The sequence below is a fragment of the Paraburkholderia sp. BL9I2N2 genome, assembly GCF_004339745.1.
Lineage (GTDB): Bacteria > Pseudomonadota > Gammaproteobacteria > Burkholderiales > Burkholderiaceae > Paraburkholderia.
In genome coordinates this window covers 533236-555654 of sequence record NZ_SMGP01000003.1, presented here as the reverse complement: position 1 = coordinate 555654, position 22419 = coordinate 533236, and the positions used below count along the sequence as shown (strand labels likewise).

The 22419-nt window shown below is 59.9% G+C and carries 18 protein-coding genes and 6 pseudogenes; 11 read left to right on the top strand and 13 right to left on the bottom strand.

Going from position 1 to position 22419, the window contains the following annotated elements; all coding sequences use genetic code 11:
* Window positions 1-1034 precede the first annotated feature (1034 nt).
* Window positions 1035-1630: pseudogene (locus B0G74_RS33235) on the top strand (hemerythrin domain-containing protein).
* Window positions 1631-1670: 40 nt separating this feature from the next.
* Here B0G74_RS33235 and B0G74_RS33230 read toward each other — a convergent pair.
* Entirely contained in the window at window positions 1671-3977 is a 2307-nt protein-coding gene (locus tag B0G74_RS33230; RefSeq protein ID WP_132380329.1) for an FdhF/YdeP family oxidoreductase, read from the bottom strand.
* A 597-nt stretch (window positions 3978-4574) separates the two neighbouring features.
* Between B0G74_RS33230 and B0G74_RS33225 the strand changes: the two genes are divergently transcribed.
* The 4 genes and pseudogenes from B0G74_RS33225 (at window position 4575) to B0G74_RS45930 (ending at window position 7560) form a co-directional block, all read left to right on the top strand.
* Window positions 4575-5744 (top strand): zinc-dependent alcohol dehydrogenase, encoded by a 1170-nt coding sequence (locus B0G74_RS33225; protein WP_132380327.1) that lies wholly within the window; start codon window positions 4575-4577, stop codon window positions 5742-5744.
* Between the two features lie 646 nt (window positions 5745-6390).
* Window positions 6391-6903 (top strand): nicotinamide-nucleotide amidohydrolase family protein, encoded by a 513-nt coding sequence (locus B0G74_RS33220; protein WP_132380325.1) that lies wholly within the window; start codon window positions 6391-6393, stop codon window positions 6901-6903.
* Between the two features lie 15 nt (window positions 6904-6918).
* Window positions 6919-7050, top strand: a pseudogene (locus B0G74_RS47540) (NAD(+) synthase); the annotation flags it as partial.
* A 372-nt stretch (window positions 7051-7422) separates the two neighbouring features.
* On the top strand, window positions 7423-7560 hold the full coding sequence (locus B0G74_RS45930) for a hypothetical protein (RefSeq protein WP_165923971.1): 138 nt from the start codon (window positions 7423-7425) through the stop codon (window positions 7558-7560).
* A gap of 281 nt (window positions 7561-7841) precedes the next feature.
* Here the strand turns inward: B0G74_RS45930 and B0G74_RS33210 are convergent, their stop codons facing one another.
* From B0G74_RS33210 to B0G74_RS33200, 4 genes and pseudogenes are all read right to left on the bottom strand, one after another.
* On the bottom strand, window positions 7842-8843 hold the full coding sequence (locus tag B0G74_RS33210; protein WP_132380323.1) for a glycosyltransferase family 2 protein: 1002 nt from the start codon (window positions 8841-8843) through the stop codon (window positions 7842-7844).
* A 10-nt stretch (window positions 8844-8853) separates the two neighbouring features.
* Complete coding sequence (locus B0G74_RS46980; protein WP_243658431.1) at window positions 8854-9132, bottom strand: hypothetical protein; 279 nt, start codon at window positions 9130-9132, stop codon at window positions 8854-8856.
* Between the two features lie 142 nt (window positions 9133-9274).
* A complete protein-coding gene (locus B0G74_RS46975; protein ID WP_243658430.1) occupies window positions 9275-10123 on the bottom strand; it encodes a hypothetical protein in 849 nt (282 codons plus the stop codon).
* A 505-nt stretch (window positions 10124-10628) separates the two neighbouring features.
* Window positions 10629-10883, bottom strand: a pseudogene (locus B0G74_RS33200) (glucose-1-phosphate thymidylyltransferase); the annotation flags it as partial.
* Between the two features lie 1456 nt (window positions 10884-12339).
* Between B0G74_RS33200 and B0G74_RS33195 the strand changes: the two are divergent.
* The 3 genes from B0G74_RS33195 to B0G74_RS33185 all read left to right on the top strand — a co-directional run bounded on the left by B0G74_RS33195 (window position 12340) and on the right by B0G74_RS33185 (window position 13422).
* Window positions 12340-12636, top strand: coding sequence for a CsbD family protein (locus B0G74_RS33195; protein WP_132380321.1), 297 nt, complete (start codon window positions 12340-12342; stop codon window positions 12634-12636).
* Between the two features lie 106 nt (window positions 12637-12742).
* Complete coding sequence (locus B0G74_RS33190; protein ID WP_132380319.1) at window positions 12743-13117, top strand: phage holin family protein; 375 nt, start codon at window positions 12743-12745, stop codon at window positions 13115-13117.
* On the top strand, window positions 13114-13422 hold the full coding sequence (locus tag B0G74_RS33185) for a hypothetical protein (protein ID WP_243658429.1): 309 nt from the start codon (window positions 13114-13116) through the stop codon (window positions 13420-13422). The genes B0G74_RS33190 and B0G74_RS33185 overlap by 4 nt, the downstream gene beginning before the upstream one ends.
* Window positions 13423-13823: 401 nt before the next feature.
* On the opposite strand, the gene B0G74_RS46970 is transcribed toward B0G74_RS33185, so the two are convergent.
* From B0G74_RS46970 to B0G74_RS33165, 4 genes and pseudogenes are all read right to left on the bottom strand, one after another.
* The gene (locus B0G74_RS46970) at window positions 13824-13967 is read right to left on the bottom strand and encodes a hypothetical protein (RefSeq protein ID WP_243658428.1); all 144 of its coding nucleotides are present in this window, start codon (window positions 13965-13967) and stop codon (window positions 13824-13826) included.
* Window positions 13968-14184: 217 nt separating this feature from the next.
* Complete coding sequence (locus B0G74_RS33175) at window positions 14185-14649, bottom strand: PRC-barrel domain-containing protein (RefSeq protein WP_132380315.1); 465 nt, start codon at window positions 14647-14649, stop codon at window positions 14185-14187.
* Between the two features lie 672 nt (window positions 14650-15321).
* The gene (locus B0G74_RS33170; protein ID WP_243658427.1) at window positions 15322-15600 is read right to left on the bottom strand and encodes a response regulator; all 279 of its coding nucleotides are present in this window, start codon (window positions 15598-15600) and stop codon (window positions 15322-15324) included.
* A gap of 47 nt (window positions 15601-15647) precedes the next feature.
* A pseudogene (locus tag B0G74_RS33165) lies at window positions 15648-15797 on the bottom strand (IS6 family transposase); the annotation flags it as partial.
* Between the two features lie 264 nt (window positions 15798-16061).
* Here B0G74_RS33165 and B0G74_RS33160 point away from each other — a divergent pair.
* From B0G74_RS33160 to B0G74_RS33150, 3 genes and pseudogenes are all read left to right on the top strand, one after another.
* The gene (locus B0G74_RS33160; protein WP_279388630.1) at window positions 16062-17642 is read left to right on the top strand and encodes a methyl-accepting chemotaxis protein; all 1581 of its coding nucleotides are present in this window, start codon (window positions 16062-16064) and stop codon (window positions 17640-17642) included.
* A gap of 6 nt (window positions 17643-17648) precedes the next feature.
* Window positions 17649-17864, top strand: a pseudogene (locus tag B0G74_RS33155) (hypothetical protein); the annotation flags it as partial.
* Window positions 17865-17878: 14 nt separating this feature from the next.
* A pseudogene (locus B0G74_RS33150) lies at window positions 17879-18259 on the top strand (copper resistance protein CopC).
* 382 nt (window positions 18260-18641) lie between these two features.
* Here B0G74_RS33150 and B0G74_RS33145 read toward each other — a convergent pair.
* From B0G74_RS33145 to B0G74_RS33130, 4 genes are all read right to left on the bottom strand, one after another.
* Complete coding sequence (locus tag B0G74_RS33145) at window positions 18642-20114, bottom strand: cyclic diguanylate phosphodiesterase (RefSeq protein WP_243658426.1); 1473 nt, start codon at window positions 20112-20114, stop codon at window positions 18642-18644.
* 269 nt (window positions 20115-20383) lie between these two features.
* Window positions 20384-21379 (bottom strand): flagellar motor switch protein FliG, encoded by a 996-nt coding sequence (fliG, locus tag B0G74_RS33140; protein ID WP_132380311.1) that lies wholly within the window; start codon window positions 21377-21379, stop codon window positions 20384-20386.
* Window positions 21380-21479: 100 nt separating this feature from the next.
* Complete coding sequence (locus B0G74_RS33135) at window positions 21480-21863, bottom strand: hypothetical protein (RefSeq protein ID WP_132380309.1); 384 nt, start codon at window positions 21861-21863, stop codon at window positions 21480-21482.
* 159 nt (window positions 21864-22022) lie between these two features.
* Entirely contained in the window at window positions 22023-22280 is a 258-nt protein-coding gene (locus tag B0G74_RS33130; RefSeq protein ID WP_132380307.1) for a hypothetical protein, read from the bottom strand.
* Between the last annotated feature and the right edge of the window lie 139 nt (window positions 22281-22419).

The window sequence follows — 22419 nt, the reverse complement described above, 5'->3', positions numbered from 1 at the left end:
ACTAGCCCTGCGCTGATACCTCGGGGACCGGCCATCGAGAGGTTTCTTGAAACAGTACGAATCCGTCTTTTTCAGCTACGGTCCATAGGCGGAATTTGACGGGACCCATGCTTCCCGTACAGTTCGACGGTGCGGCGACTGTTCACGTGTCTGCCGAGCCACAGCGCCAACCCAGGCTGTCCTGCGTGATTTTCCAGGTTGCGCGAGAATCGCGCTGCCCACGCCATCGACACCATCGGCGCCAGGCCAGCACAACAACACCTCAAGGCAATACCCTCGCCTCGCGGACCGAATGCGCCACATCCGAGCGGCATCCCGCAACCCGTTCTCACCGCGAGAAGGCGCGCGCTCCAGTGCCACGTTCAGAACTGAAGAGCGGCTCTGTCCGCCACTTCCGGTGAAAAATCCAAGCGTGGCGCTCAATCGGTCCAGCAGCGTCCGCGCGTCGGTCGAGCACGGGTCCTCGCGGTTGATAAGGATTGTCGAAAACATCATGGGGCCTCGCCTACTTTTCCATCGCATGCGAAGGAGAGTCAGCAAGCAGTTTCTTGCCACGCACTGGTGCCGCTGGCGACGCGGCGAAAAAAAAGGCTCGCCGACTGGCGAGCCAAACGAACAACAACCATGGCCTCCCCGGAGGCACAGCCATATCAGCATTCCCCGTGCCGGCGCACCCGCGAAAGCGCGGAAAGGAGCGCGTTTCCTCCAACGCAGTGGCGCTACTGCACTCGAGCCGCAGCGACAGCTACGACGCCCAGGCACCGGCCGCGATGCAAGAGCACCGTGCGGTCGCGAAATCATGCGGGCGGGCCAGGTTTAACGTGCCGCGCGGCAATTGCACGGCGAGCCACACCATGCACTATTTTCGCCAACTTCGCAGATCGCCTCTGCGCGCAGGCCGGTCCGGCGCTCATGCGTTAACGAGGCGATGGTCACGGACCGAGTCCGACGCGCAGGTATGGGAAATGCGCCATCTAGCGCAACCGCGCCTGCCGGCCGTCAGGCTCGCCGGCGCGTCATTCTGGAGAACTGTCATGCCCGATACAAATTCATCGATGTCGCCCACCATCACTTCGATGATCCGTCTGGACCATATGCATGTGCTCGCTGCGTTCCATCGTTATCACGCTGGCAGCCCCTGGTGGCGCAAACGCGCCATTGTCAATTCCGCCTGTGCCGCGCTGGAGATTCACGCGCAGCTGGAGGAAGAGGTCTTCTACCCAGCACTGGCCGGCGTACTCAATGAAGACGAAACGCTCGGTAAAAGCCGCCCTGAACATGACGAAATGCGCGCCACCATTAACAAACTGCGCGCGACGGGCCCTGAGGATGCTGCCTACGACGCCCTGTTTCACGAACTGATGCGCGAGGTCATGCATCACATAGCCGACGAAGAAACGGTTCTACTGCCCGCAGCCGAGCGCGCGTTGAAGAGCCAGTTGCGCCCCTGGGCGCGCGCATGACACGGCGCCGACTTCAACTTCTGGGCGAGCGTCCGCGCGAGATTGCCGTGAACACAGCTGGTACATTCCCGATCGCCACGCTTCTGCTCGGGTCATTGCTGGTGCTAGGCGTCACGCATTGCCTGCCGAAATCGAGAAAAACGCGCTACGGGAGTAAAAGCATTTGATAAGGCGAATTGGCCGGCCTATTCGGCCAGCCAATTTCTCTCAGACAGCCGGCTGCTTGCCTGGCTTGTCGACGATTTTCACTGGAATGGACTTCGCGGCGGGCACCTTGCTCTCCTCTGCGCAATGCCACAGCGGCAGTAAGGGGTTGCATTCCGGGTAATAGGCGGCAATGCATCCTCGGGGGATGTCGTAGGCCATCACAGTCAGGCCGCTGACGCGCCGGTCAACGCCATCATTCGCGATGGTCTCCAAGCCGATCATGTCGCCCTCCGAAAGACTGCTCGCGGCGATATCGTCTTTATTCATCAGCACGACCATCCGGTTTCCTTTCACGCCGCGAAAGCGATCGTCGAGGCTGTAAATAGTGGTATTGAACTGACTGTCCGAGCGCAATGTCATGAGCCGCAGCGCGTCTGTTCCCCGCTCGGGCATATCGGGATCCTCGCCGAGCTCTTTCGGCACAAGGAATTCGGCCCTGCCGCTCTTTGTTTGCCATTGTCGCTCGCGTGCGGGAAGAGGCTTTGGAAATCCGCCAGGCGTCCACATGCGCCGACTGAAATCATGAAATATCTCTGGGTACGTTTTTGCAATTTCATCGCGCACGACAGAGTAGTCGTCTCGCCAGGCGTTCCAATCGACCGCGAAGCGGTCTTCCAGCGTCGCCTTCGCAATGCCCGCGAGGATGAAGGGTTCGGAGCGGATATTCTCGCTGGGCGGCTCCGCCACGCCGTGAGAGCCGTGCACGCACGCCGTGCTGTCTTCCATTGAAACCGCCTGATCACCGCTTGCCTGCCGGTCGATCTCGATGCGGCTCAGGCACGGCAGGATGTAAGAGATCTCACCGTGTATGAGATGGCTGCGATTGAGCTTTGTCGCCACGTTCACGTTCAATCGCAGACTCCGCCATGCCGGCTCGATACGATTCCGGTCAGGCGCGGAACGTACGAGATTGCCTCCCAGATTGAAAACGGCCTTGACCTCTCCTTTGATCATCGCTTCGAACGCCTCGACGGTATTAAGGCCTTTTGTGCGCGGCGGCTCAAAGGAGAACTGACTGGCCAGCTTATCGAGAGGTGCCAGTTCGGGTTTCTCTGTAATGCCAACGGTACGCTGCCCCTGCACGTTGGAGTGCCCACGCACAGGCGAAGGCCCGGCACCCGGCTTGCCGATATTGCCTCGCAGAAAGAGCAGGTTGCACACCATACGGACATTCTGCACGCCGAGCCTGTGCTGGGTCAGTCCCATACCGTAATGGATCATGACTGCATCCGCCTTCATGTACTCGTCGGCCGCGGCTTCTATCGCCCCGCGCGTCAACCCACTGACTTTTTCGATGTCCGTCCACGACGCCTCGCGCGCGCAGTTCGCAAATGCATCGTAGCCGGCTGTGTGATCGCGGATGAAAGCAATGTCAATCGTGCGCGGCCGGCCTTGCTCGGCGGCCAGATCGTCGGCTGCAATCACGGCCTTGCAGATGCCGAGAATCGCCGCAGTGTCGCCGCCCGTCTTCACCTGGTGATATTGCGTGCTGATCTGCGTGTTCGCCGGCGTGAGCATCTGCGTGGGTGACTGCGGATTGGCGAATCGTATGAGTCCCGGCTCGCGAAGGGGATTGAACGTGATAATCGGCACGCCGCGTTTGCGCGCGTCCTGCAACTGGTGAAGCATGCGCGGACTATTGGTGCCGACGTTCTGGCCGAAAAAGAACATCAGATCCGTCTTTTCGAAGTCATCGAGCGTAATGGTTCCTACGCCCACCCCGATAGCTTCCTTCAGCCCGACGCTGGTGCTTTCGTGGCACATATTCGAACTGTCGGGGAGATTGTTCGTGCCGTACATGCGCGCGAACAGCTGATACATGTACGACGTTTCGAGCGACGCGCGGCCAGAAGCATAGAACACCACACTGTTGGGGGCCAGGCCATTCAATTCGCGGCCGATTTCATCGAACGCCTGCTGCCAGTCGACTTCGACGTATTTGTCGGTGATGTGATCGTAGCGCAACGGAGCAGTGAGCCGCCCCGCTTCTTCCAGGTCGTGGTCATGCCAGGACAATAGTTCCTTCACGGTATGCAGGCGGAAGAACTCCGGAGTCGTCCGCTTCGACGTCAGGTCCCACGCCGTTGCCTTGGCTCCGCTTTCGCAAAATTCGAAAACATGCGGGTCCGCTGGCTTGGCCCACGAACAGCTTACGCACATGAATCCGTCGGGCTTATTCTGCCTTGCGAGCACCGCGCTGCCTTTCGCGCCGACGTGCTCCCGCGCCAGAATCGTCGTCACCGCCTTCAGCGATCCCCACCCTCCGGATGCGTAAGGATAGGATCGTGTTGCGTCCTTTTCTTTCATCACTGTCTCCCAGCGAATACCGATGGAAGAGATCCGCACAAAGCATACCTGCGGGCAGAGCGCATCGTCGCCTGAGCTTAGAGAGCGAAAGACCTCGGTGTGCGAATTTGCCGGCTGTCGCGGCACCGCCTGTCCCTAACAGGTGCGTTTTTTCGAACAGGATGCACGTGGGCGTCGCCAACTCGGTCCGCAAATCTGAGCATCGGGCGCGGCCGGACGCGATGAGACCGCTCCGCGAACCAATGCAGACGTCGGGCGACCGCCGACCTCCGGTCTCCAGGCACGCGGTCAAAGATCAGCGAGCCGGACGCGAGGGGTAGCGGACGCACCATGGAGCCTCACAAATCCCGCCGATCCGGGGGCCAGCTCGTCAAACCCGTCTTCTGACTACTCACGAGGTCATTCGCGAAACGGCCGCGTATCCCCGTTCTTCCTGGCGCGGCCGGCGCCTGTTTTAATTGCTGATGGGACTGCGAATGGCCGAGGCCGCTGCTTCCGCCCGCTCGCGGAACGGACGTTGCTGATGGAGCAGACGGAACCCGATATCCGGCCGCACGCTTCGTACGCAAGTCGGCCACTACCCCTCTGGAGAGTCACATGAGAGCACTTCGCTGGCACGGCAAGCACGACATTCGCTGCGACACGGTTGCCGATCCTGTAATCGAGGAAGGACGCGACGCTATTGTCAAGGTGTCGACCTGCGCGATCTGCGGGTCGGACCTGCACCTGTTCGACGGTTTCATGCCGACCATGGAAAGCGGCGACATCATGGGACACGAATTCATGGGCGAGGTTGTCGAAGTCGGCAAGGACAACACGAAGCTCAAGGTTGGCGATCGTGTCGTCGTACCCTTCACCATCTTTTGCGGCGAATGCGAACAGTGCAAGCGAGGCAATTTTTCCGTTTGCGAGCGCAGCAATCGCAACAAGGAGAAGGCCGACAAGGTATTTGGCCATACGACCGCCGGCCTATTTGGATACTCGCATCTGACCGGCGGCTATCCGGGCGGCCAGGCGGAATACGTGCGCGTTCCGATGGCGGACACCACGCACGTAAAGATTCCGGACGGCCTGACCGACGAGCAGGTTCTCTTTCTCGGCGACATCTTTCCGACCGGGTGGCAAGCCGCTGTGAACTGCGACATCCAGCCCGAAGACACGGTCGCGATCTGGGGTGCAGGTCCGGTCGGTCAGATGGCAATTCGTAGCGCCATCCTGCTGGGCGCGAGGCTGGTTGTCGTGATCGACCGCGTGCCGGAACGACTCGCCATGGCGCGAGCCGGCGGCGCAATCACCGTCAATTTCGACGAGGAGAGTGTGCTCGAGCGCCTCAAGGATCTGACTAACGGCAAGGGCCCGGAAAAGTGCATCGATGCCGTGGGCATGGAGTCGCATGCAACCCGGTCGTTCGATGCCGTGTACGACCGCGTCAAGCAGGCGGTGATGCTTGAGACCGACCGTCCTCATGTGCTGCGCGAAATGATCTACGTTTGCCGCCCTGCGGGAACGCTTTCTGTGCCGGGTGTCTATGGCGGTCTGATCGACAAGATCCCGTTCGGCGCGTCGATGAATAAGGGCCTCACCTGGAAAATGGGTCAAACCCATGTCAATCGATGGACCGACGATTTGCTCAAGCGGATTCAGGAAGGCCAGATTGACCCCTCCTTTGTCATCACGCATACCGTATCGCTGGAAGACGGACCGGGCATGTACAAGACATTCCGCGACAAGGAAGACGGCTGCATCAAGGTCGTGCTGAAACCTTGATGACGCCCTCACGCCGCCGCAATGAGATCAGCGCCTCAGGCGGCGATGCGCAGCTTGCCAGACAAACGGGTGACCCCACATGAAGCTAGACTTAAATCAATCAATGGCGGCTGAGCTGTCGCCATAGCGGCCGCACCGCATGCATCAGTTCTTCGAGGCTCGACCCTTGCAGCGAGGCTGCCCCGGGCAGGCCCGGCTTCCACTTTTTTGCCAACTCTGGAGGGGTCATCGGGAGCTTTTTTTGGGAACCATCTGTCGGCACGCAACCGAACTGCACTCGGCGCGGCCCGCCATCGCCGCGAACTATGCTCATCTACCGGCCACCGGATTGCCGCGCGTCAGCGTGGAAAGTTGGCCTTCCCGCCATCGATCCGAACTATTTCCCATCATCGCGTGTCAAGTTTTGGCTGTTGGTGAGCGGGAGAAAGGCCTAACGACAGCGCGGCGCGTCGACTAACAGCGATTAACAATGGCTGATCCGGTTTAATCCGACGTCCGGATCGCCCCGCCGGGGTCGACCTGCCCGCCAGAAACAAGCACGGGCCCCGACTGGAAGGTGTAGCACCATGGTTTCGCCGGAGCCCGGACCGCGCCTTGCTACTCCGTAAGCAGCGCGAGATCTCTTTCGCTAAACCCGGGGATACCCATGAATGTTCCAATGCAGGTCGTGTCATTCCTGTCATCGCGTGGGCTGAAACTCGCCACTGCCGAGTCCTGTACCGCGGGTCAGATTGCATCGTATCTTGCCAGCGTACCGGGAAGCGGCGCGTGCCTCGATGTCGGCTTTGTGAGCTACTCCCCTTCTGGAAAGGTGGGCTTTCTAGGTGTGAAGCAATCGACAATGGAACAGTTCGGGCTCACCAGTGAAGAAGTCGCGCGTGAAATGGCTGAAGGCGCTCTTCGACAGGAAGGCTGCTGCGCGGACGTTGTTGTCTCTAATACCGGCCTGGCGGACGCCGGTCCGTCAGGAGGACCCCCGCCGGGCACCCAGTGCTTTGCATGGGCGTTCCGCACCCGGCAGGGCGAGATACTTACTTTCACCGAGACACGGCGGTTCGCGGGCCGCAGAAACGACATCCGCTCAGGGGCCGCACTTTACGCTCTTGCCCGCATCGAGCATTACTTCAACGAAGTCGCCGTCGCAGGGCGACGCATTTAGACGAGGTCCGCAACAGCCCGTCAACGCATGGTCGCCCAATATGCAATCGCCGGCGCCCGGGTCGGCGTGGTGATTGGCACTGGACACGCCGCCGAGTGCAGGGCCTTGGCGCTCACATTGGGTGCCGTAGATTATCTTGCTCACAAGAGCCTGACCGACATTCAATCGGGCGATCCCTCCGCTCGCGCGCCTTGTAGCGCTCGCTGGCCACATTCGCGGGGACAATGGACTCAAAACTCGGCATATCAGTTGCTGTTAAGCAGAGGTTACGATGTCTTCGGGCGAAGAGTTAGGGTTCGCTTTCCGCGGAACCAGTTTGAGCGGCGGACCGCGCCGCACGCGGCAGCTTTGCCAGAAAGACGTGATGCCGCTTCGAGAAGCCTTAGCGCGTGCCCACTCGCCCGAAGCCGCGCGGTTGGCCTTGCCGGGCGGCAGAATCTGATTTGTGGAATCTCTGACGACATACTGATTGTGGCATGATCCGGCTCGGGCTCCGGGCTCACCCAACGGTACGATTAAGTGCGTCGCTGGAATGCTCACATCGAGGCCGAACAGGGCGGTGCCGATCCCGAGCGTCGTGCCGACCAGGCAGCTGCACAAATGGCAACAGAGCGGCTGGAATCGAACGTGACGCAACTCTCGCGCGCCAAGGCGTGATCCGGAGGCACCTCCCCTGAATAGGACGAAGGACGTTCGCCGCCAACGACCGTACGTGCGACTGAGAATCCGCCGGCGCAGGATACGGCGGTCGGTGGTCTCCGCTTTTGCATGTCCAGCGACGAGCGGTTCGTGACCCGGCAAGCAATGGCAGACGACACATCCCATCGAAGTCGTTTCTCACTGTCCGGGACGCGTTTGCTCAGCAATTTTTCGGTTCATACGATTTGACGTTCTGCTCGAGACTCGGCTTCCGATCGTGAGCCGCAGCGGCGCAATGGTCATACGTTGATCCGCTGTCGTCCGGCGATCTGCTTGAGCCGTGTATAGACAGTGCGCAACGTCCGAGGCCAGCGGCGCAAGGCGTACAAAGCGAGCTGTTTCGAACCAATTCGCGCCGCACGCCAGCTCGACTCGATGCAGTCCTCGAAGGCATCGCCGTGCTCATGCTCCAGATAGAAGATGGCCGACGTCAGATAGAACTTTGCGCGCCCACGGTTGACTGCGTCGCTCGCCATGCCGAGATCGGCCGCGATCTGGCAGGTCTGGATCATGTCGGCCATGTATTCCCTATGACGCTCGGGATTGTTGATTCGTGTCGAGGTCATGCCGGTCCGGTTGACACGGTAAAGGCCCCACTCTTCGTCCAGGTAGCAGCCTTGCCAGCCGAACACCACCTGGAGCAGGTGGGCCACATCACAGACTGATTTCAGACCTACGTCAACGGGGCTGCGATGACGCAGATGGGCCCGATACATCTCCGAGCTATGAAAAAAGTACGGTCCGTTCATGACGAGAAATTCAGCGTCGAACGTTGCGGGCTTATTTCGGGGTAGTGGATACGGCACAGGCTCCAACGTATCCTGGTCCACCGTGCGCATCCTATGGACCACGAGACCGCATTCAGGATGTTCTCTTAAGAAATCGAGTTGGCGCTGCAGCTTGCCAGGAAGCATGACATCGTCGCCGTCGATGTTCGCGATGTATTCGCCCTTCGCCATCGCGACGGTATCGGCGAAGTTCGCCGCGAAGCCGACGTTGGCGTCGTGCGAAATGACCTTGATCACATCCGGATAGCGCGATCGAAACGACTCGATGACGTCGAGGGAGTTGTCTGGCGAATTATCATCGCCCACGATCACCTCGAATGGCACATCGAGCTTCTGGTCGAGTACGCTTTGGAGGCACGGACCGACATACTCGCCTTGCCGGTAGCAGAGCACGATGACCGACAGTACGGGCGTGGCTTGCTCCTGGACTGGAGGTTGAAGGTTAGTATCCATGCTGTTTCTCTCAGTTGAGGACCAGCCGCCCGGCCAGGTGGCGAGCCCTTCGTTGAATAATCGGCGAGACTGCGATGGTCAATGCGGCCATAGCGAGCCACGCTCCTGATAGAACAAAGAACAGACCAATACGCGAACAGCTTGTGAGATCCGCGAAACTCAACAACAGTCCGACGGGGGTGAGCGCAGCGATACGCGCAGCGAGGCCGCGATACCAACTGGCGTTGATACCGGGGATAAACTTTCGATGTACGATCGCAACCCAGCCGAACAGGAGCAGAAAGTTCATTCCCGCCCACGCATAGGCAGCGCCGACCGCACCGAGATGAATGCCGCCAAATAGGACCGCGGGCGCTAAGAGAATGAAAAAAAGCCCATATTGCCCTTCCAGTGCAGTAACAAATCCCCTTTTGCGTCCTGCACGAAGAACGCTAGCGAGGCAAGGGCGAACACACATTTCCGTCCGCGCCGGTAGTCAGCCGTGGGATGAACGCCTGTTGAATTGGATTGGCCAGCAACAAGATTCCGCTCGCCAACAGAGTCGCCAGGCTGAACACCGCAAAATCCGCCAGCGGCAACATCTTCGCAGGGGCGATCTTGTCGATCTGTGCGGTGCAGGTCCAGATCATCGTCGCCAATGCAATCGACAGTGACAGCTTCGCGCGCGATGACAGTACCCTCCATGAAAAACGTGCCGACACAAACGGTATGTCGAAGGTACGGCCGAGCAGTGTCCGCATCGCGGCTGCTTCTACGACAATCGCCAAAAGTTGCCAAACGAAAAAGAACTCGATACGCGGCCATATCATGATGATCGGCATAATGAGCACAACGCGTAGCACGGCAAAGGTGATGACAATTCCGGCGAGTGCAACCTGTCGATCGATGCCGACCACACCCCCACGGTATATCGCACCGAGCCACCGCGCTGTGGCAGTCAGCATCATCAGCACAAATGCCGGTCGAATCTCACTCGGAAGCAGCGTGGACGCATTCAACCATCGTTCGGCGAAATAAGGCGCGATGAAGATCGACAAGACGAACAGGATGGCGCTGGTAGCGAGAATCATCTTTTCCAACAGCAGTCCCACTTCTGCTTTCGAGCCGGTACCGGCGCGCGGGCTGCCTAGCTCGCGGCATAACGTTCGTGAAAGTCCGAAGTGAAGAACGAGGACCCATCCGAGAAGCACGGCGTTGATGGCAATCAGCCCATATGCTTCTACGCCGAGATGAAGCACGTATATCGACACCATGACGATACCCAGCGATACGGTCACCATCTGGCCAGCGAAATTCGTAGGAAGCCTTCGTCTCAACATCTCGATCTGCCAGTAAATAGAGTAAAGACTGCGGGTGCCGGCTCAGGCGCCACGAGCCTCAAACTGAATTTCTCGCTGGTGTCAATTCGTCCCGAACTTGTCTTACGGCGAGCGCGTGACCTGTCAAGCGACCGAACGATTCCACTATGATTCCGGCCGGCCGTTATCGGAATGACGATTAAGGTTGGCCACATACGTATCGGCGATTCGAAAAATCACCTTTTTGAAACACGACGTATTGCCGGGGTACTTGATGCGGTCTATATCGCGAGTATCGGAAAACGTTCCCTAACCCGGTGTACAGACCGCGCGGATGAACACTTGAACACGACTGGCAAGCCATAGCCCCCGTCGCGATCCATGCGTTGAAGCGTACCTGTCCAGCTTCACATGAAATGTGCGGCGGCGCACGTTCTGCAAGTTATGTGTCAGGTATCCATGGAAACCGCAAGCAACTTCATTTCGTTCAAACGCGAGCGGCCAACGGGTTAGCCATGCCATCATTCAGCACGTTGAGCAGATGCTGGCCATACGCGTTCCTGGCAAGCGGTTTCGCCGGTTGAAGCACCTCCTTGCCGATGAAATGTCGGCCGAACGCATCTCCTCCGGGCACGCCACCACCAAACCCTGACGCTTTTGCAGCCTTTCGTTGAAAGTAGCTGCCTTGGTCAGCGACGCGTGTGCCTGTGTCAAGCCAGGCGTAACCGCGGCCCATGATTTCAGCTTCGAACTGCGAGTGCTTGAGCAGCGCGGGCGCGCGGACCACCTTGGATTTGTGTTTCATACTTAATTCGACCTTCCAATGTCCGCCCTTAATGGAATCCGTCCTGGAGCGCAATGCCCGCAATCTCCGTTGAGGAAATGATGAACTGCGAACGATCGAGAAATCGATACTCTGGCGGATCAGGGCGAACGGGGCAGCCGCGGCATTGCCTTAGCTGTGTTCGCAGGTCAAAGGCTTCAGCTGCGTTTCCCTTCGCCTCCTGTCCATTTTCCTGAAAGGGCTGTGGTCCGTTGCTTCCTGTCGGGAAGCGTTCGACCTCAAGCCGCCCTCAGATGGATAACGGCCTATCGTCCAGCAGACGGGGTGCCCTCCAACGGCAAGCACGCGCGCATAGTTCGCGGCCGCCGACTGACCCGTGTCTGATCGGCTCCTGAACTGTTCGTCAATCGCCTCACGATCGGAGCCCAGACGTGTTCCTGAACACACTGGCGAGTCAATCGGGCTTCTTCAGGCCGCTCGGATTCTCAGGTCCGCCCCGCGTCACCCCCTGATCAGTCGGCGCGCTCGCCCCGCGGTTATCGGGCGCCGTCTCGCGTCGTCCGGAGGCCGCCGACCCAGAATGGGGCGCGCGAATTGCGCCAGGCACGCGCGGTCGATCGTCACCCTGAGGCGCCTCCCCGACGCTAGCGCCTCGCATCGCCGCCCCCGAGCGGGCCGCCCCTCCACCGCTCGCTCCCGCCTCGCGGGCCGCACCTGTATTCTGCGCAGTTCCAGTCGCCGCAAAGATCGACATCAGCGCTGCAGCTGCGAAGCTTTTAAAGAGGACTTCCATTTTCGTCTCCATCGCCAGGTGCACGCATCCGTCGGTGCGCGCGCGTTAACTCGACAAACCGCTGCTGACACGTCGAAGGCTTCTTCCGGGAAGGCGGACGGGGTCCGCCGAATCCTCACCGCTCTGATTTGATGATCGCCGCGACAGGGCTAAAGGGCAGGCATCATGATCAGAGCGAACGCCACCCCGTGTCTTACGCCCGTCGAGGGCTCGACGAAATCTGAAGTGCGGCACGCGGCCCCTGGGGCGTCACAAAGACACTCACTTGAGCACGTCTTCACCGGAAGGTCGCCTCCATCTAGAAGTTGCACCCTGATGCGGCCTGCACGAGGCAGGCCCTGCTACGCGCTTTGCAGTGGGGTGCTTTCATGTTAGGTCCGTTGAACGACGGGACCAGCATTTTCGTTACTTGCGACGAAATTGCAATGGCAGGTGACTTCGGAGAGCGCTGGCCGTCCCAATGGGTGCGTCAGCGAATTATCAGGTTGGGCCCGACTTTTTGCGCAGCATCTGGCACGCCGTCGCGCTGCCGAACCAGCGCTATACATAGAGGCGTGTTCTCGACTTTGATGCCGGCGCATTACCCGTGCGGCCTGATCGCACTCACTTGAGAGCAGACAAATGGAGACGACGAAAGCAGAAGGAACGCTACGGGAGGTTGCTGGCGACGTTCGGCAGACCGCCGGAGACCTGCTGGGCAGTGCCGGCGCACAGGTTAGCGGAACAGCGAAAGAGTTGAGCGGCAAAGCTCAGCAACTGTATGCCGATTTTGTGGATGTCGTACGCGAGTCTACGGTGGAGCGGCCGTTCGCGGCGCTGGCAATTGCCGCTGGCGTAGGCTTCATTCTTGGAGCGTTGCGCGCAGCGAATCGCTCAAGGCCCGATAACGGCCGAAGCGACTCGATAGACCGGGAGTAAGGCTACTCGCGTCTTGCCCTCGACGCGGCCTGAAAGGTGTAGAGGGCAAACACCTGGCGGGCCGCCCCGGCGTTTCCGCAACAAGCCAGTCCCGAGGAGTCCCGCAATGTCCATGCGTTCGAAAATCACGAAGTGGCGAAACGTCGGCAGATTCTGCGTCGAGCGAGCCACGGATTATGGTGAGCTCCTCGGCGTCGAACTTGAGGAGACCAGGAAATGTCTGGTCCGCGAGTTGAGCGCACTTGTTGCCCTGGCCGTCGCCGGCCTGTTCACACTTTCGTTTGTGTGCATTGCGATCATCGCGACGGCGTGGCGGACGCCTTACTTCCTTCCGGTGGTCTGGGGCGTTGCCGTGATGTGGCTGGTTGTTTCCGTTGTCTCTCTGCTCTTCGTCCGCGCCCAGAAACCCGGACGTTCGCTTCATCTTCTGCAGGGGGAGCTCCGGAGCGACCTCGACACGCTGAAGGAGGCGCTAAAATGAACCGCGTAGCGACCAAAAGTGAAGCCGAGACCGCCATCCTGCTGCGCATGGCGGAATCACGCACAGCGTTGCTGGCGACGAATAGCACTCCATCATCGGTCCCGGCCGTACACGGACAGACGCGGCCTCCTGCGGTCGGCCTGATCGCTTCGCTGGCCGACGCACCGCGCGTCACGCTGCTACTGGCGTTGTGCGTCGGCACCATCGTCCTCGGACCTCGCCGGACGATCGTTATAGCCAGCCGTTCGGGGATCACCGCGTGGCTGGGTGGCACCGTCCGGAAAGTCATTCTCAGATCTGTGTGAGTTGTACATGCAGGGGACCGCGCGGCCGGGACAGTCCAGATAGGTCAGACATTCGAACCGCTGCGACTCCTACCACGACCCCGGCGTTTTGTTGGCCCGTTCAGAACCCGTCGCGCTGCAAATTCGCCCGCGATCCGCCGTGGCGGTCACGACAGGACTGCTGCTGCACGTCCTTCGAACACGGGGTGTGTTTTGAAGTCCGCGCGCAACTGTTTATCGCGGATGAGTCGAGGCGCAGGCGCTCGCCCGATTTCTCGCTGGCCGCCGACGCGTCGCGCTGGCTGCTGCCAGAACGGCGCGCCGGGCGACCCCGGAAGATCACGACCCAGTCGCCGTCAAGTCTCCCGGATCCGGCCCGGCAGATTGCTCCGAAGGTTTCCGCACCCAGCGCTGCGTACAGTTCATTGCGCGCCTGATGCAGCCGTATCCGACGCGCCTTTGGCGTGCGGGTCACTCTGCGGCATGCGGGTGGGCGATTTCTTCGTGTTCGAACCTTTCGACGTGGAGGTCGTGCCGGTCGTCCCGCCGGTATCAGGAGTACTCATGCCAGTGCCGCCTTGTCCGGCAGTGCCGCCTCCCCCTCCACCGGCTCCGCCGCCTCCAGCCCCTCCTGCCCCCTGTGCGAACGCGGCACCGGCGGACGCGAACAGAATTGCCGAACAAACTACCGCTTTCCTTGCTGCTTTCATGATTGCCTCCGTCATTGCTTTAACACCAGTGCAGCATTAACGTGCCGCTCTGGCAGCGCTCCGGGCCCAGTTTCTAGATATCGCTCTGCCGTGGCTCGTCGACATCGCGCGCAGCCGACCAATAGGGATCCCGGTTGTAATACTGATGGACCGTAGTACCCCACGCGCCATCCGCCATTGACGGCCAGTGGTCCTTGTCAAAGCCCGGATCTTCCTTGATTCGCTGGGCAACGACGCTCACCCGAAAGCATTTCTCATCAGTATCGAGCGCCAGAGCGCTCCAGGGTATAGCGTGCAGGTTCGTACCCATCCCGAGAAAGCCTCCTTCAGACAGCACGGCATATGCGACTCTGCCGCCGCGTACGTCAAGCATGATGTCGGAAATCTTGCCGACGTCTTCGCCGTCCGACGAAATCACCTTCGTGCCCTTGAGCGTCGACGCGGCCATCACATCCGGGCCGGGCCCGTCACCCACGCCGCCACCGACAATCTGTGCGCCGCTGCCGGACGCGCCACCCTGCGGATCCAATGTGCTCATGATGTACTCCGAAATATCAGGTTGAGAATCTCTACGCGCAACGACTATGCCCGCCCGTTACTCTCGCAGGGCCAAGCTCCCAGCCGCTCCTTCGCAAGGTGTGTTTTCGAAACTACCGATGTACGCTTGGGGTCGGGCACAGTCCTGCTTTCGTCGTTTCACACTCTCCCGTCGTACGCGTGAGCGTGGAAAGTCAGGCTCGCACGTGCTCGAGCGGGAAGCACAGTGGCCGTCAGCAAGGATTCGGGTTTGTTTGCCATGGAGGACTGCCGTAGCAGTGCGCCTTCATAGGCTCTGCGATCCCGGTAGATCGATGACCTGGTTGTGGTCGTTGCACATAGTTGAATGCTCATTTTCGACGCTCACCGGCTCCCGGGTCCGGGTTAGGAGTCGTGCCTGCTGCAGGCGAATCGACGTCGCGTGGGACCTTTTTGCTCACGTCAATTGCCACATGCCAGCAAGAGAGCACACCGTGCCGCCTTCACATAGCTCAACAGTGCATGGATGAAACACGCCACACTGTAGACCATTCCAGGCGCCCCTCGGCTGGCCCCGCATTCCTCGGACGGACTTTCGCAATAGCGCTGTCACCCCAGGCCATCGCACACCTGAGGAGACCTTCCGACGGCACTACCGGTCAGCAGTGTGTGCGTCAGACGGTGCCCGCTCCGTTCAGTGCGGCCTCGACAACACGGCCGAGACAAGCGCCAGCAAGTGCTCAATGGCTATGGGTTTGCGAAGGTACGCATCATATAGCTGCGAACGGCGGTCGTTCGGCGGCTCGTCGGCTGAAAGCAGGATCACCGGCAGGCCAGACGACAGCTGGTTGTGGCGCAGCAGACGGCATAGCCCCAAGCCGTCGACGCGCGGCATCTTCCAGTCGGTGATGACGACGTCGGGCGCTTTGCCCGACACGAGTTCAAATGCTTCCCATCCATCGAGAGCTGTCATCGTGTGGTGCCCTTGCGATTCGAGGGTAATCCGCAGCGCCTCAATGGCATTTCTTCGAGGTTGCGCAGGCTCAGCGAGTACGCGACATACCAGCGCACGCACGGAACGATGACATCCAGCGGATAATGAAGCCGCTTGAGCACCTTGGCAATGCCAGCAGGCAGCGTCTTGCGCGGCGCATCATTCGTCTTGGGCATCTTGTTTGTCACTGATGATCGAATGCAAAGTCTAACCTAGGGCCTTAGCGCGACAAAACCTGCCAACCTGCTAGCCAACTGCATCTTCCCCAACAGGACCGGTACCGAGACGCGCCGAACCATGGATTGTCCGGCCGAACCGACGTAGCGGCTCACATCGACAGCTCCGATAGCCCTTCAGTTCCGGCTCAGGCGGCCGTAATACAGAGGTGGTGAATGAAGGCCCGGGGACTCGGGCCATTTAAACTGTTTGGAGACGCAGGCATGTATAAAGATACAACTCATACGCCCCAGTCGATGCTCACGATCAAGGCCAGGCTCGGCTTGGCCATGGCGTTCATGGCCCTTCTCATGATCATCATTGGAGCGCTCGGTCAGGTCGGCATGAATACGAGTAACGAGGCGGATCATCAGACGTACGCGGACCAGTTGCCCGGCGCGATCGCGGTGGGCAACATGGAAATCTTCGTGGCGCGCGAACGTATGGCGCTCGATCGTGCAGCGCTGTCGTCCGATGACCCCAGTTCAGCACAGACGATTGTCCGCGCGCAGGGTTTTCGTGCCGCTTCGAACGAGTGGTGGAATAAATACCTTGCGCTGCCGCGCGACGCCACCGAAGACCGTCTAGCGCAGGATACGGGGAAAAGGCGTCTTGAGATGCAACGAGCGGTCGATGATTTCATTGCCGCGATTAAGAGTGACGACCACGTCGCGATCGTCAATGCCGCCAATCGCCTAACACCAGCCTATGCCTTGATGACTACAAGCGACGACGCCTTGAAGAAGTACCAGGGCGAGCTGGCCGAGAGCGGCTACCAGCATGCACAGCGGATGTTTGCGACATTCAGGATTACATCCATCGTAATGATGCTATTAGGTCTACTCATGGCGGCCATGAGCTGGCTATCCCTGCGCCGTGCGATCGGTGAGCCGATCACCGACGCTCTCGCTCATTTCAAGCGAATCGCTGACGGTGACCTGAGAGCGAAGGTAGTCGTGAAGTCGCGCGACGAAATGGGCCTTTTGCTCGCGGGACTCTCGCGCATGCGCGAAAGCTTGATCGAAACGGTGATTGCAGTGCGAACCGGAACCGAATCGATCGGTGCGGCAACCCGGCAGATTGCAACGGGCAACGCCGACCTGTCCAGCAGAACCGAAGAGCAGGCGGCCTCGCTTGAAGAAACCGCAGCGAGCATGGAGGAGCTGACAGGCACCGTGCGGCAAAACGCGGACAACGCCCGACAGGCCAGCGGGCTTGCGGCCAACGCGTCGGAAATCGCCAATCGTGGGAATGACGTGGTGGGACGCGTCGTCGGCACGATGGGCGAGATCAACAACAGCTCGACCAAGATAGCGGACATCATCGGCATTATCGAAGGCATTGCCTTTCAGACCAACATCCTGGCGCTGAACGCCGCAGTAGAAGCGGCTCGAGCGGGCGAACAGGGACGCGGCTTTGCCGTGGTGGCGTCAGAGGTGCGCAGCCTGGCGCAACGGTCGTCGAGCGCGGCGAAGGAAATCAAGGAACTGATTTTGACTTCGGTAGAGCGTGTTAAAAGCGGCTCATTGCTCGCGCAGGAAGCTGGTCAGACCATGAACGAGATCATTGTCGCAGTCCGGCGGGTGACGGACATCATGGGCGAAATCTCCGCCGCCTCCGAGGAACAGAGCGGGGGCATCGACCAGGTGGCACGGGCGGTCACACAGATGGACCAAGTTACGCAGCAGAACGCCGGGCTGGTCGAGCAGGCCGCAGCTGCGGCCGCATCGCTGGAGAGTCAGGCGCATGCCCTCCGTGCCGCAGTGGCAATATTCAAGTTCGAGCCGGCCGGGTACGAGGCCTGACCGCATCCCATAGTCGAGGTTCCGTTGTCGAGAAGCCAGGGGCAGACAACTGGTACGGTCAACCCTGGCTTCATCTGGATCAACCGCTACGGGCAATTCGGCGTCGAAGCGCAGATCCCGGTGAACCGCGCGAGCGGCTCGCACGTGGGCATTCCCGTGCAGGCCCATAGTTTCTTCGATGACGGCGCGCCCACGACGCTCGGCAAACCGCTGGTCCAGTGACGAAGGAGTCCACCATGAACCAGAATCGACGCACTCTGAAACGGGCCATCGCGAGACTGGCCGGGCTCTTCGCCGGACTTGCTTTTGCCACATCGCGTTCGCACACGTATCTCCGCAGAAGCACGAACCAGCAGCGGGCGCGCGCGTTGCTGCTCCGTCTCAGGTGAAAATCACCTTCGACGGGCCGTTGGAGCCAGCATTTTCGTCACTCACGATCACCAATGCTGTCGCAAGGCAGGTCAACGCCGAGAAGTCCCTGGTCGACGCGCATCAGCCGGACGTGATGACCGTTGCGCTACCTCCCTTGCAGGCACGGGAGCTATACCGTGCACTGGGTGGCAGTCGCATCAGGCGGGCATCGCACCCATGGCGATTACGCGTTCGAAGTAAGGTAAGCGTCGGTGGCATCGCGGCATGACAAATTCTTCGTCGTACAGGCTGACAGGCCAAAGCTCAACGACTAAATCAAGCCAGCCAAATTTTGCGGCACACCTGAAGTCACAAAACGCTACCGGTTCCGGTACGACAGCGATCGGCTCAGTCATCAATATCAGCGCCTAACAGGCAGCCGCAAACGGATCGGGAAACGACGAGCCTCTATTTCTTTCGCTCAGGTTTTCCGAATAAACGGCCCGTCTGATCGCCGGGTCCAACCCGGCGCCAATCCGATTCGTACGTGTTCTTCGACGGCGCAGCGTAAAACCCTAGTCGCCGATGCTGCGAACGTATGCAACGGTGCTTCCGTTGCTGACTTCCAAGCTAAATCGCAGCAGCAGTTCACGGATTTACCACAGTCGCTATTGAAACCAACTCGCCAGCCCGTACGGGTCGCTGATAGAGGAACCCTTGGGCGAAGGGCACGCCACCTGAGAGTAACGCCTGATGTTGCGCCTCTGTCTCGACGCCTTCGGCGATGACCTGCAACCCAAAGTGCCTGGCGACTGAAACGATACCTTTGATCAGGTCGGCTCCGCCCGTATCGACCTGGTTCACGAATTGCCGGTCGATTTTCACGTAGTCAAACGGAAACCGATTGAGTACGTCCAGGTTACTGTGCTGCGTGCCGAAATCGTCGATCGCGAACTTGATGCCCTTCGCCTTGAGCGCCCGGAAAACGGCTGCGGTGCGCGCGCTTTCGCTCAGCAAAAAGCGTTCGGTCAATTCGAGAACGAGGCTGCTACCGGCTGGCAGCTTCTCATTCAAAGCCTCGACCTCGGCAACGAACCCCTTCCGTTCAAGGTCCCTGGGCGCGACGTTGACAGCTATGCGCAGCGGAGTGGCCGGCGGGCGAAGGCTCATTTCTGCGACTGAGGTGCGCAGCACGAACTGCGTTACCGCTGCCAGCATCTCGCTGGATTCCACTTCAGCCATAAAAACGGCGGGACTAATCGGCCCCCACCTGGGGTGATGCCAGCGTAATAGCGCCTCTACTCCAATGACGCTGCGGCTTGCGATCGCAACAATCGGTTGATATACGACATGAAACTCTCCGCGTCGCAGCCCGCGTTGAACTGCGCCCAGCAGAAGTCGGCGGGGTGCGAACGCGAGCAGGTACGCGGCTGCGATAAGCGCGGCAAGCAACAGTCCAACAGCACCATAGGCTAGCCGGTACTTCCAGCGCGTAGCAGAAACGAAGCCGTCAGACGAGGAAACCAGAATGGCGAACGGCCATGCGTGGGATGCCACGCGCGCTGCGTGAGCCGCCTGAGATGAAGAAGCGGACAGGAACTCGCCCTGATCATTCAGAATCCCAACCCCGGCCATTGATAGTGCTGCGGTTTCGGCGCCTAATCTGACGCCGTGCGCCAGTGCATCTGCCAGATAGTCACCTTCAACAAGGTACAACACGCCAGTACTGTTGCCGGTCGGACTATAGATGGTCAGTACCGGTACCCCTGGCTGGAACGGGGTCTGCGCGAGAAGTCCTATCCTGTCCTTATTAGCAGACGACGTGAGATAGGCCGACAGCGGGCGGTCGATCCGCCCCAGCGCGGACGAACAATAAAGGCGTCCGTTTGAGACAAGTGCCACTGCACGGACATAGCGAAGACGGGTTTCCAGTTCGGCCAGAGGACGCTCGACTTTCTCACACGGCTGGCCGGGAAGAGCAGCAAGCTCGGCTCGACGTCGGGAAATGACGCTCTCCAGAATGCGGTCAATCGATGCAACGAGATCATCGCCGATCAACTGCTCATGTCGCTTCACTGCCCAGCCTGCATGCCGTTCGCCAAGGAGGATGGCGACCACCATGACAAGTATGATGCAACCGGCCGCGAGGGCCAGCGACAACCGCGGTGCTATCCCGCGGAAAGTTCGCCCCGTGGGCGCGGCTTCAATTGGTCGGGGCTTGTTAGCGCCCCTGATCGAGTCGGACATGGCGCAACGCAGACAGAAAGACACAGCTTCGCACCTGCTCTAAACGAGGGCAAAGCGGTTTGTGTGTGATTATCGTATGTCGAATGTATTCGGCAGCACAATTGCCGGGCAACTGTCCAAGGCAATAAGCAGTAGTGGGGTTCTCAAACATAGGCATCGCCGGGCTTGTCTCCCAGCGCGATTTCACCGCTATCGGCAAGCCTGCGCGCGATCTGCAAAATCGTGCGCTGTTGCAGTTCAACCTCCGAGAGGCGCACCGGACCGCGTGCTTCCATGTCCTCAACAAACAGTTCCGCTGCACGCTGCGACATGTTAGCCGTGAACTTCTCCCGCAGTTCGGGCGGCCCGACCTTCAGTGCGACTATGAGCGTCTGCGCGTCAATCTCCTTGAGCAACAGGCGGATCGAACGGTCATCAAGTGCAACCAGCTTCTCAAAGTTGAACATCTCGTCGACAATTTTTTGCGCGAGGTCGTCGTTGTAGTCCCGGACATTGCCGATCACCGACTCTTCATGCTGGTTCGAAAGGTTATTGATGATTTCGGCGGCCGCGCGCGGCCCGCCCATCGCGCGGCGTTTCATATTGGCGCCGCCGGAAAGCAGTTCTGTCAGCGAGTCATCGAGGTCGCGCAATGCCGCCGGCTGGATGCCGTCAAGCGTCGCGATCCGCAAGAGCACGTCGTTGCGCGCGCGTTCGGCGAAGCATGCGAGTACAGCCGACGCCTGCTCGGGTTCGAGATGCACCAGCACGGTCGCGATAATCTGGGGATGTTCGTTCTTGATGAGTTCGGCAACAACCGGCGCATCCAGCCACTTCAGACCTTCAACACCGCTTATATCGCCGCCGACGAGAATGCGGTCAACAACGGCACCTGCCTTGTCTTCGCCCAGAGCCCGGTTCAGCACCGATCGTATGTACTGGTCCGTCTCAAGCGACAGCGTTGTATGCGTTTGTGCCTGCTCGATAAAGCCGCGCACCGCATCATCGACGGCGCTGCGCTCAACGTTTCTGAGCGCAGCCATTGCTGCGCTGAGTTTCTGCACTTCCCTCGGGCTGAGATGACGGAACGCCTCGGCCGCTGCTTCCTCGCCGAGCGCGGCCAGCAGCAACGCCGCCCTGGCGACACCCTCGGCGCTCACCGGATACACCTTCGCCCACAGAGGCACGTATGTATTTTCCGATCACCCGAACCGTGCGCCCTCATGCAGCGCCGGACCGGTCTCATTACCGGCGGAGCATTCATAAGTCTGGTCCCCGTTTCCCGTTGACACCCGGATCGATGTAAGCATAGGCATCGCGCCCCAGCTTGCCTGCCTCCCGCCAGACTGCGGGCGGGCACTTCCGTCCTGCGATGTAAAGCTCGATGATGTACTCGCAAATTGCCAAAAGGCGACGAAGTGCCGCGACGGCGTCCGTGTCGCGCACGGGCTCACGATGAAGGGCAGTCCTGGCCTTTTCGGTGCGCTCAGCCACTGCACGCCACTGCAGCTCAGAGACCTCAAACCCATAGCCGCCGAGCTGCGCAGCGGCGCTCGAAAGAATGTACAGCTCTCGAAACGCCCCTACGATTTCGGGCGCTGGCCGCACATATGTTCGTTCGCCGCCCGGGCGCACGGGGGTCATGCACATTCCTCGGGTAGGTATGAAAGGGGCGCAATCATCCCCGGCGTGGCTGCCCCGGAACATGTAGACGCCATCGACAATGCAAGTGAGAGCGACGCAGCGACGACGTGCGCGTGCAGTGCCTCCTCTTCATGAGCAAGTGTGTTCGAAGGATGTCGACTATTTGGAAGCATGGCAATCTCCGTTCCCGGACTCGTTTGGCTCAGCCGAAGCCTGGACCGAGCGCTCATTCGCGACCGTCGCGAGTAAATCCAGAAGCGCCCATAAGCGCTGCCGATCCCTTGCCGGGATGCCCGGACGTCCAAGCACATCTTCAATTTCGGACACCCAGTATTCGCGGCGGATAAGGCGCGGACGGCGGATCAGCGTATTCACCGTCTTTTCGAGTTGCCCGATCTCGTTCTCCACGATACCCATCTGCTTCTCCTACTAACTTCCGCAATTTCGAATGAGCGCTTGAATCACCTCGCCTGCATCAGGGCGGTTGGCGCTAAAGCTACACGGCAGGGTCCACCAATGCGTCACGACAATCCATATGAACAGGAAGAACCGGCTA

What these genes read in the sequence shown, in the direction of transcription:
- B0G74_RS33220 (WP_132380325.1), top strand. Translation starts at nt 6,391, where the DNA reads ATGAATGTTCCAATGCAGGTCGTGTCATTCCTGTCATCGCGTGGGCTG.
- B0G74_RS33170 (WP_243658427.1), bottom strand. Translation starts at nt 15,600, where the DNA reads ATGACAGCTCTCGATGGATGGGAAGCATTTGAACTCGTGTCGGGCAAA.
- B0G74_RS33190 (WP_132380319.1), top strand. Translation starts at nt 12,743, where the DNA reads ATGTCCATGCGTTCGAAAATCACGAAGTGGCGAAACGTCGGCAGATTC.
- B0G74_RS33185 (WP_243658429.1), top strand. Translation starts at nt 13,114, where the DNA reads ATGAACCGCGTAGCGACCAAAAGTGAAGCCGAGACCGCCATCCTGCTG.
- B0G74_RS33160 (WP_279388630.1), top strand. Translation starts at nt 16,062, where the DNA reads ATGTATAAAGATACAACTCATACGCCCCAGTCGATGCTCACGATCAAG.
- B0G74_RS33230 (WP_132380329.1), bottom strand. Translation starts at nt 3,977, where the DNA reads ATGAAAGAAAAGGACGCAACACGATCCTATCCTTACGCATCCGGAGGG.
- B0G74_RS46970 (WP_243658428.1), bottom strand. Translation starts at nt 13,967, where the DNA reads ATGAGTACTCCTGATACCGGCGGGACGACCGGCACGACCTCCACGTCG.
- B0G74_RS33145 (WP_243658426.1), bottom strand. Translation starts at nt 20,114, where the DNA reads ATGGTGGTCGCCATCCTCCTTGGCGAACGGCATGCAGGCTGGGCAGTG.
- B0G74_RS33225 (WP_132380327.1), top strand. Translation starts at nt 4,575, where the DNA reads ATGAGAGCACTTCGCTGGCACGGCAAGCACGACATTCGCTGCGACACG.
- B0G74_RS46980 (WP_243658431.1), bottom strand. Translation starts at nt 9,132, where the DNA reads ATGAACTTTCTGCTCCTGTTCGGCTGGGTTGCGATCGTACATCGAAAG.
- B0G74_RS33175 (WP_132380315.1), bottom strand. Translation starts at nt 14,649, where the DNA reads ATGAGCACATTGGATCCGCAGGGTGGCGCGTCCGGCAGCGGCGCACAG.
- B0G74_RS46975 (WP_243658430.1), bottom strand. Translation starts at nt 10,123, where the DNA reads ATGGTGACCGTATCGCTGGGTATCGTCATGGTGTCGATATACGTGCTT.
- B0G74_RS33210 (WP_132380323.1), bottom strand. Translation starts at nt 8,843, where the DNA reads ATGGATACTAACCTTCAACCTCCAGTCCAGGAGCAAGCCACGCCCGTA.
- B0G74_RS33135 (WP_132380309.1), bottom strand. Translation starts at nt 21,863, where the DNA reads ATGACCCCCGTGCGCCCGGGCGGCGAACGAACATATGTGCGGCCAGCG.
- B0G74_RS33130 (WP_132380307.1), bottom strand. Translation starts at nt 22,280, where the DNA reads ATGGGTATCGTGGAGAACGAGATCGGGCAACTCGAAAAGACGGTGAAT.
- B0G74_RS33195 (WP_132380321.1), top strand. Translation starts at nt 12,340, where the DNA reads ATGGAGACGACGAAAGCAGAAGGAACGCTACGGGAGGTTGCTGGCGAC.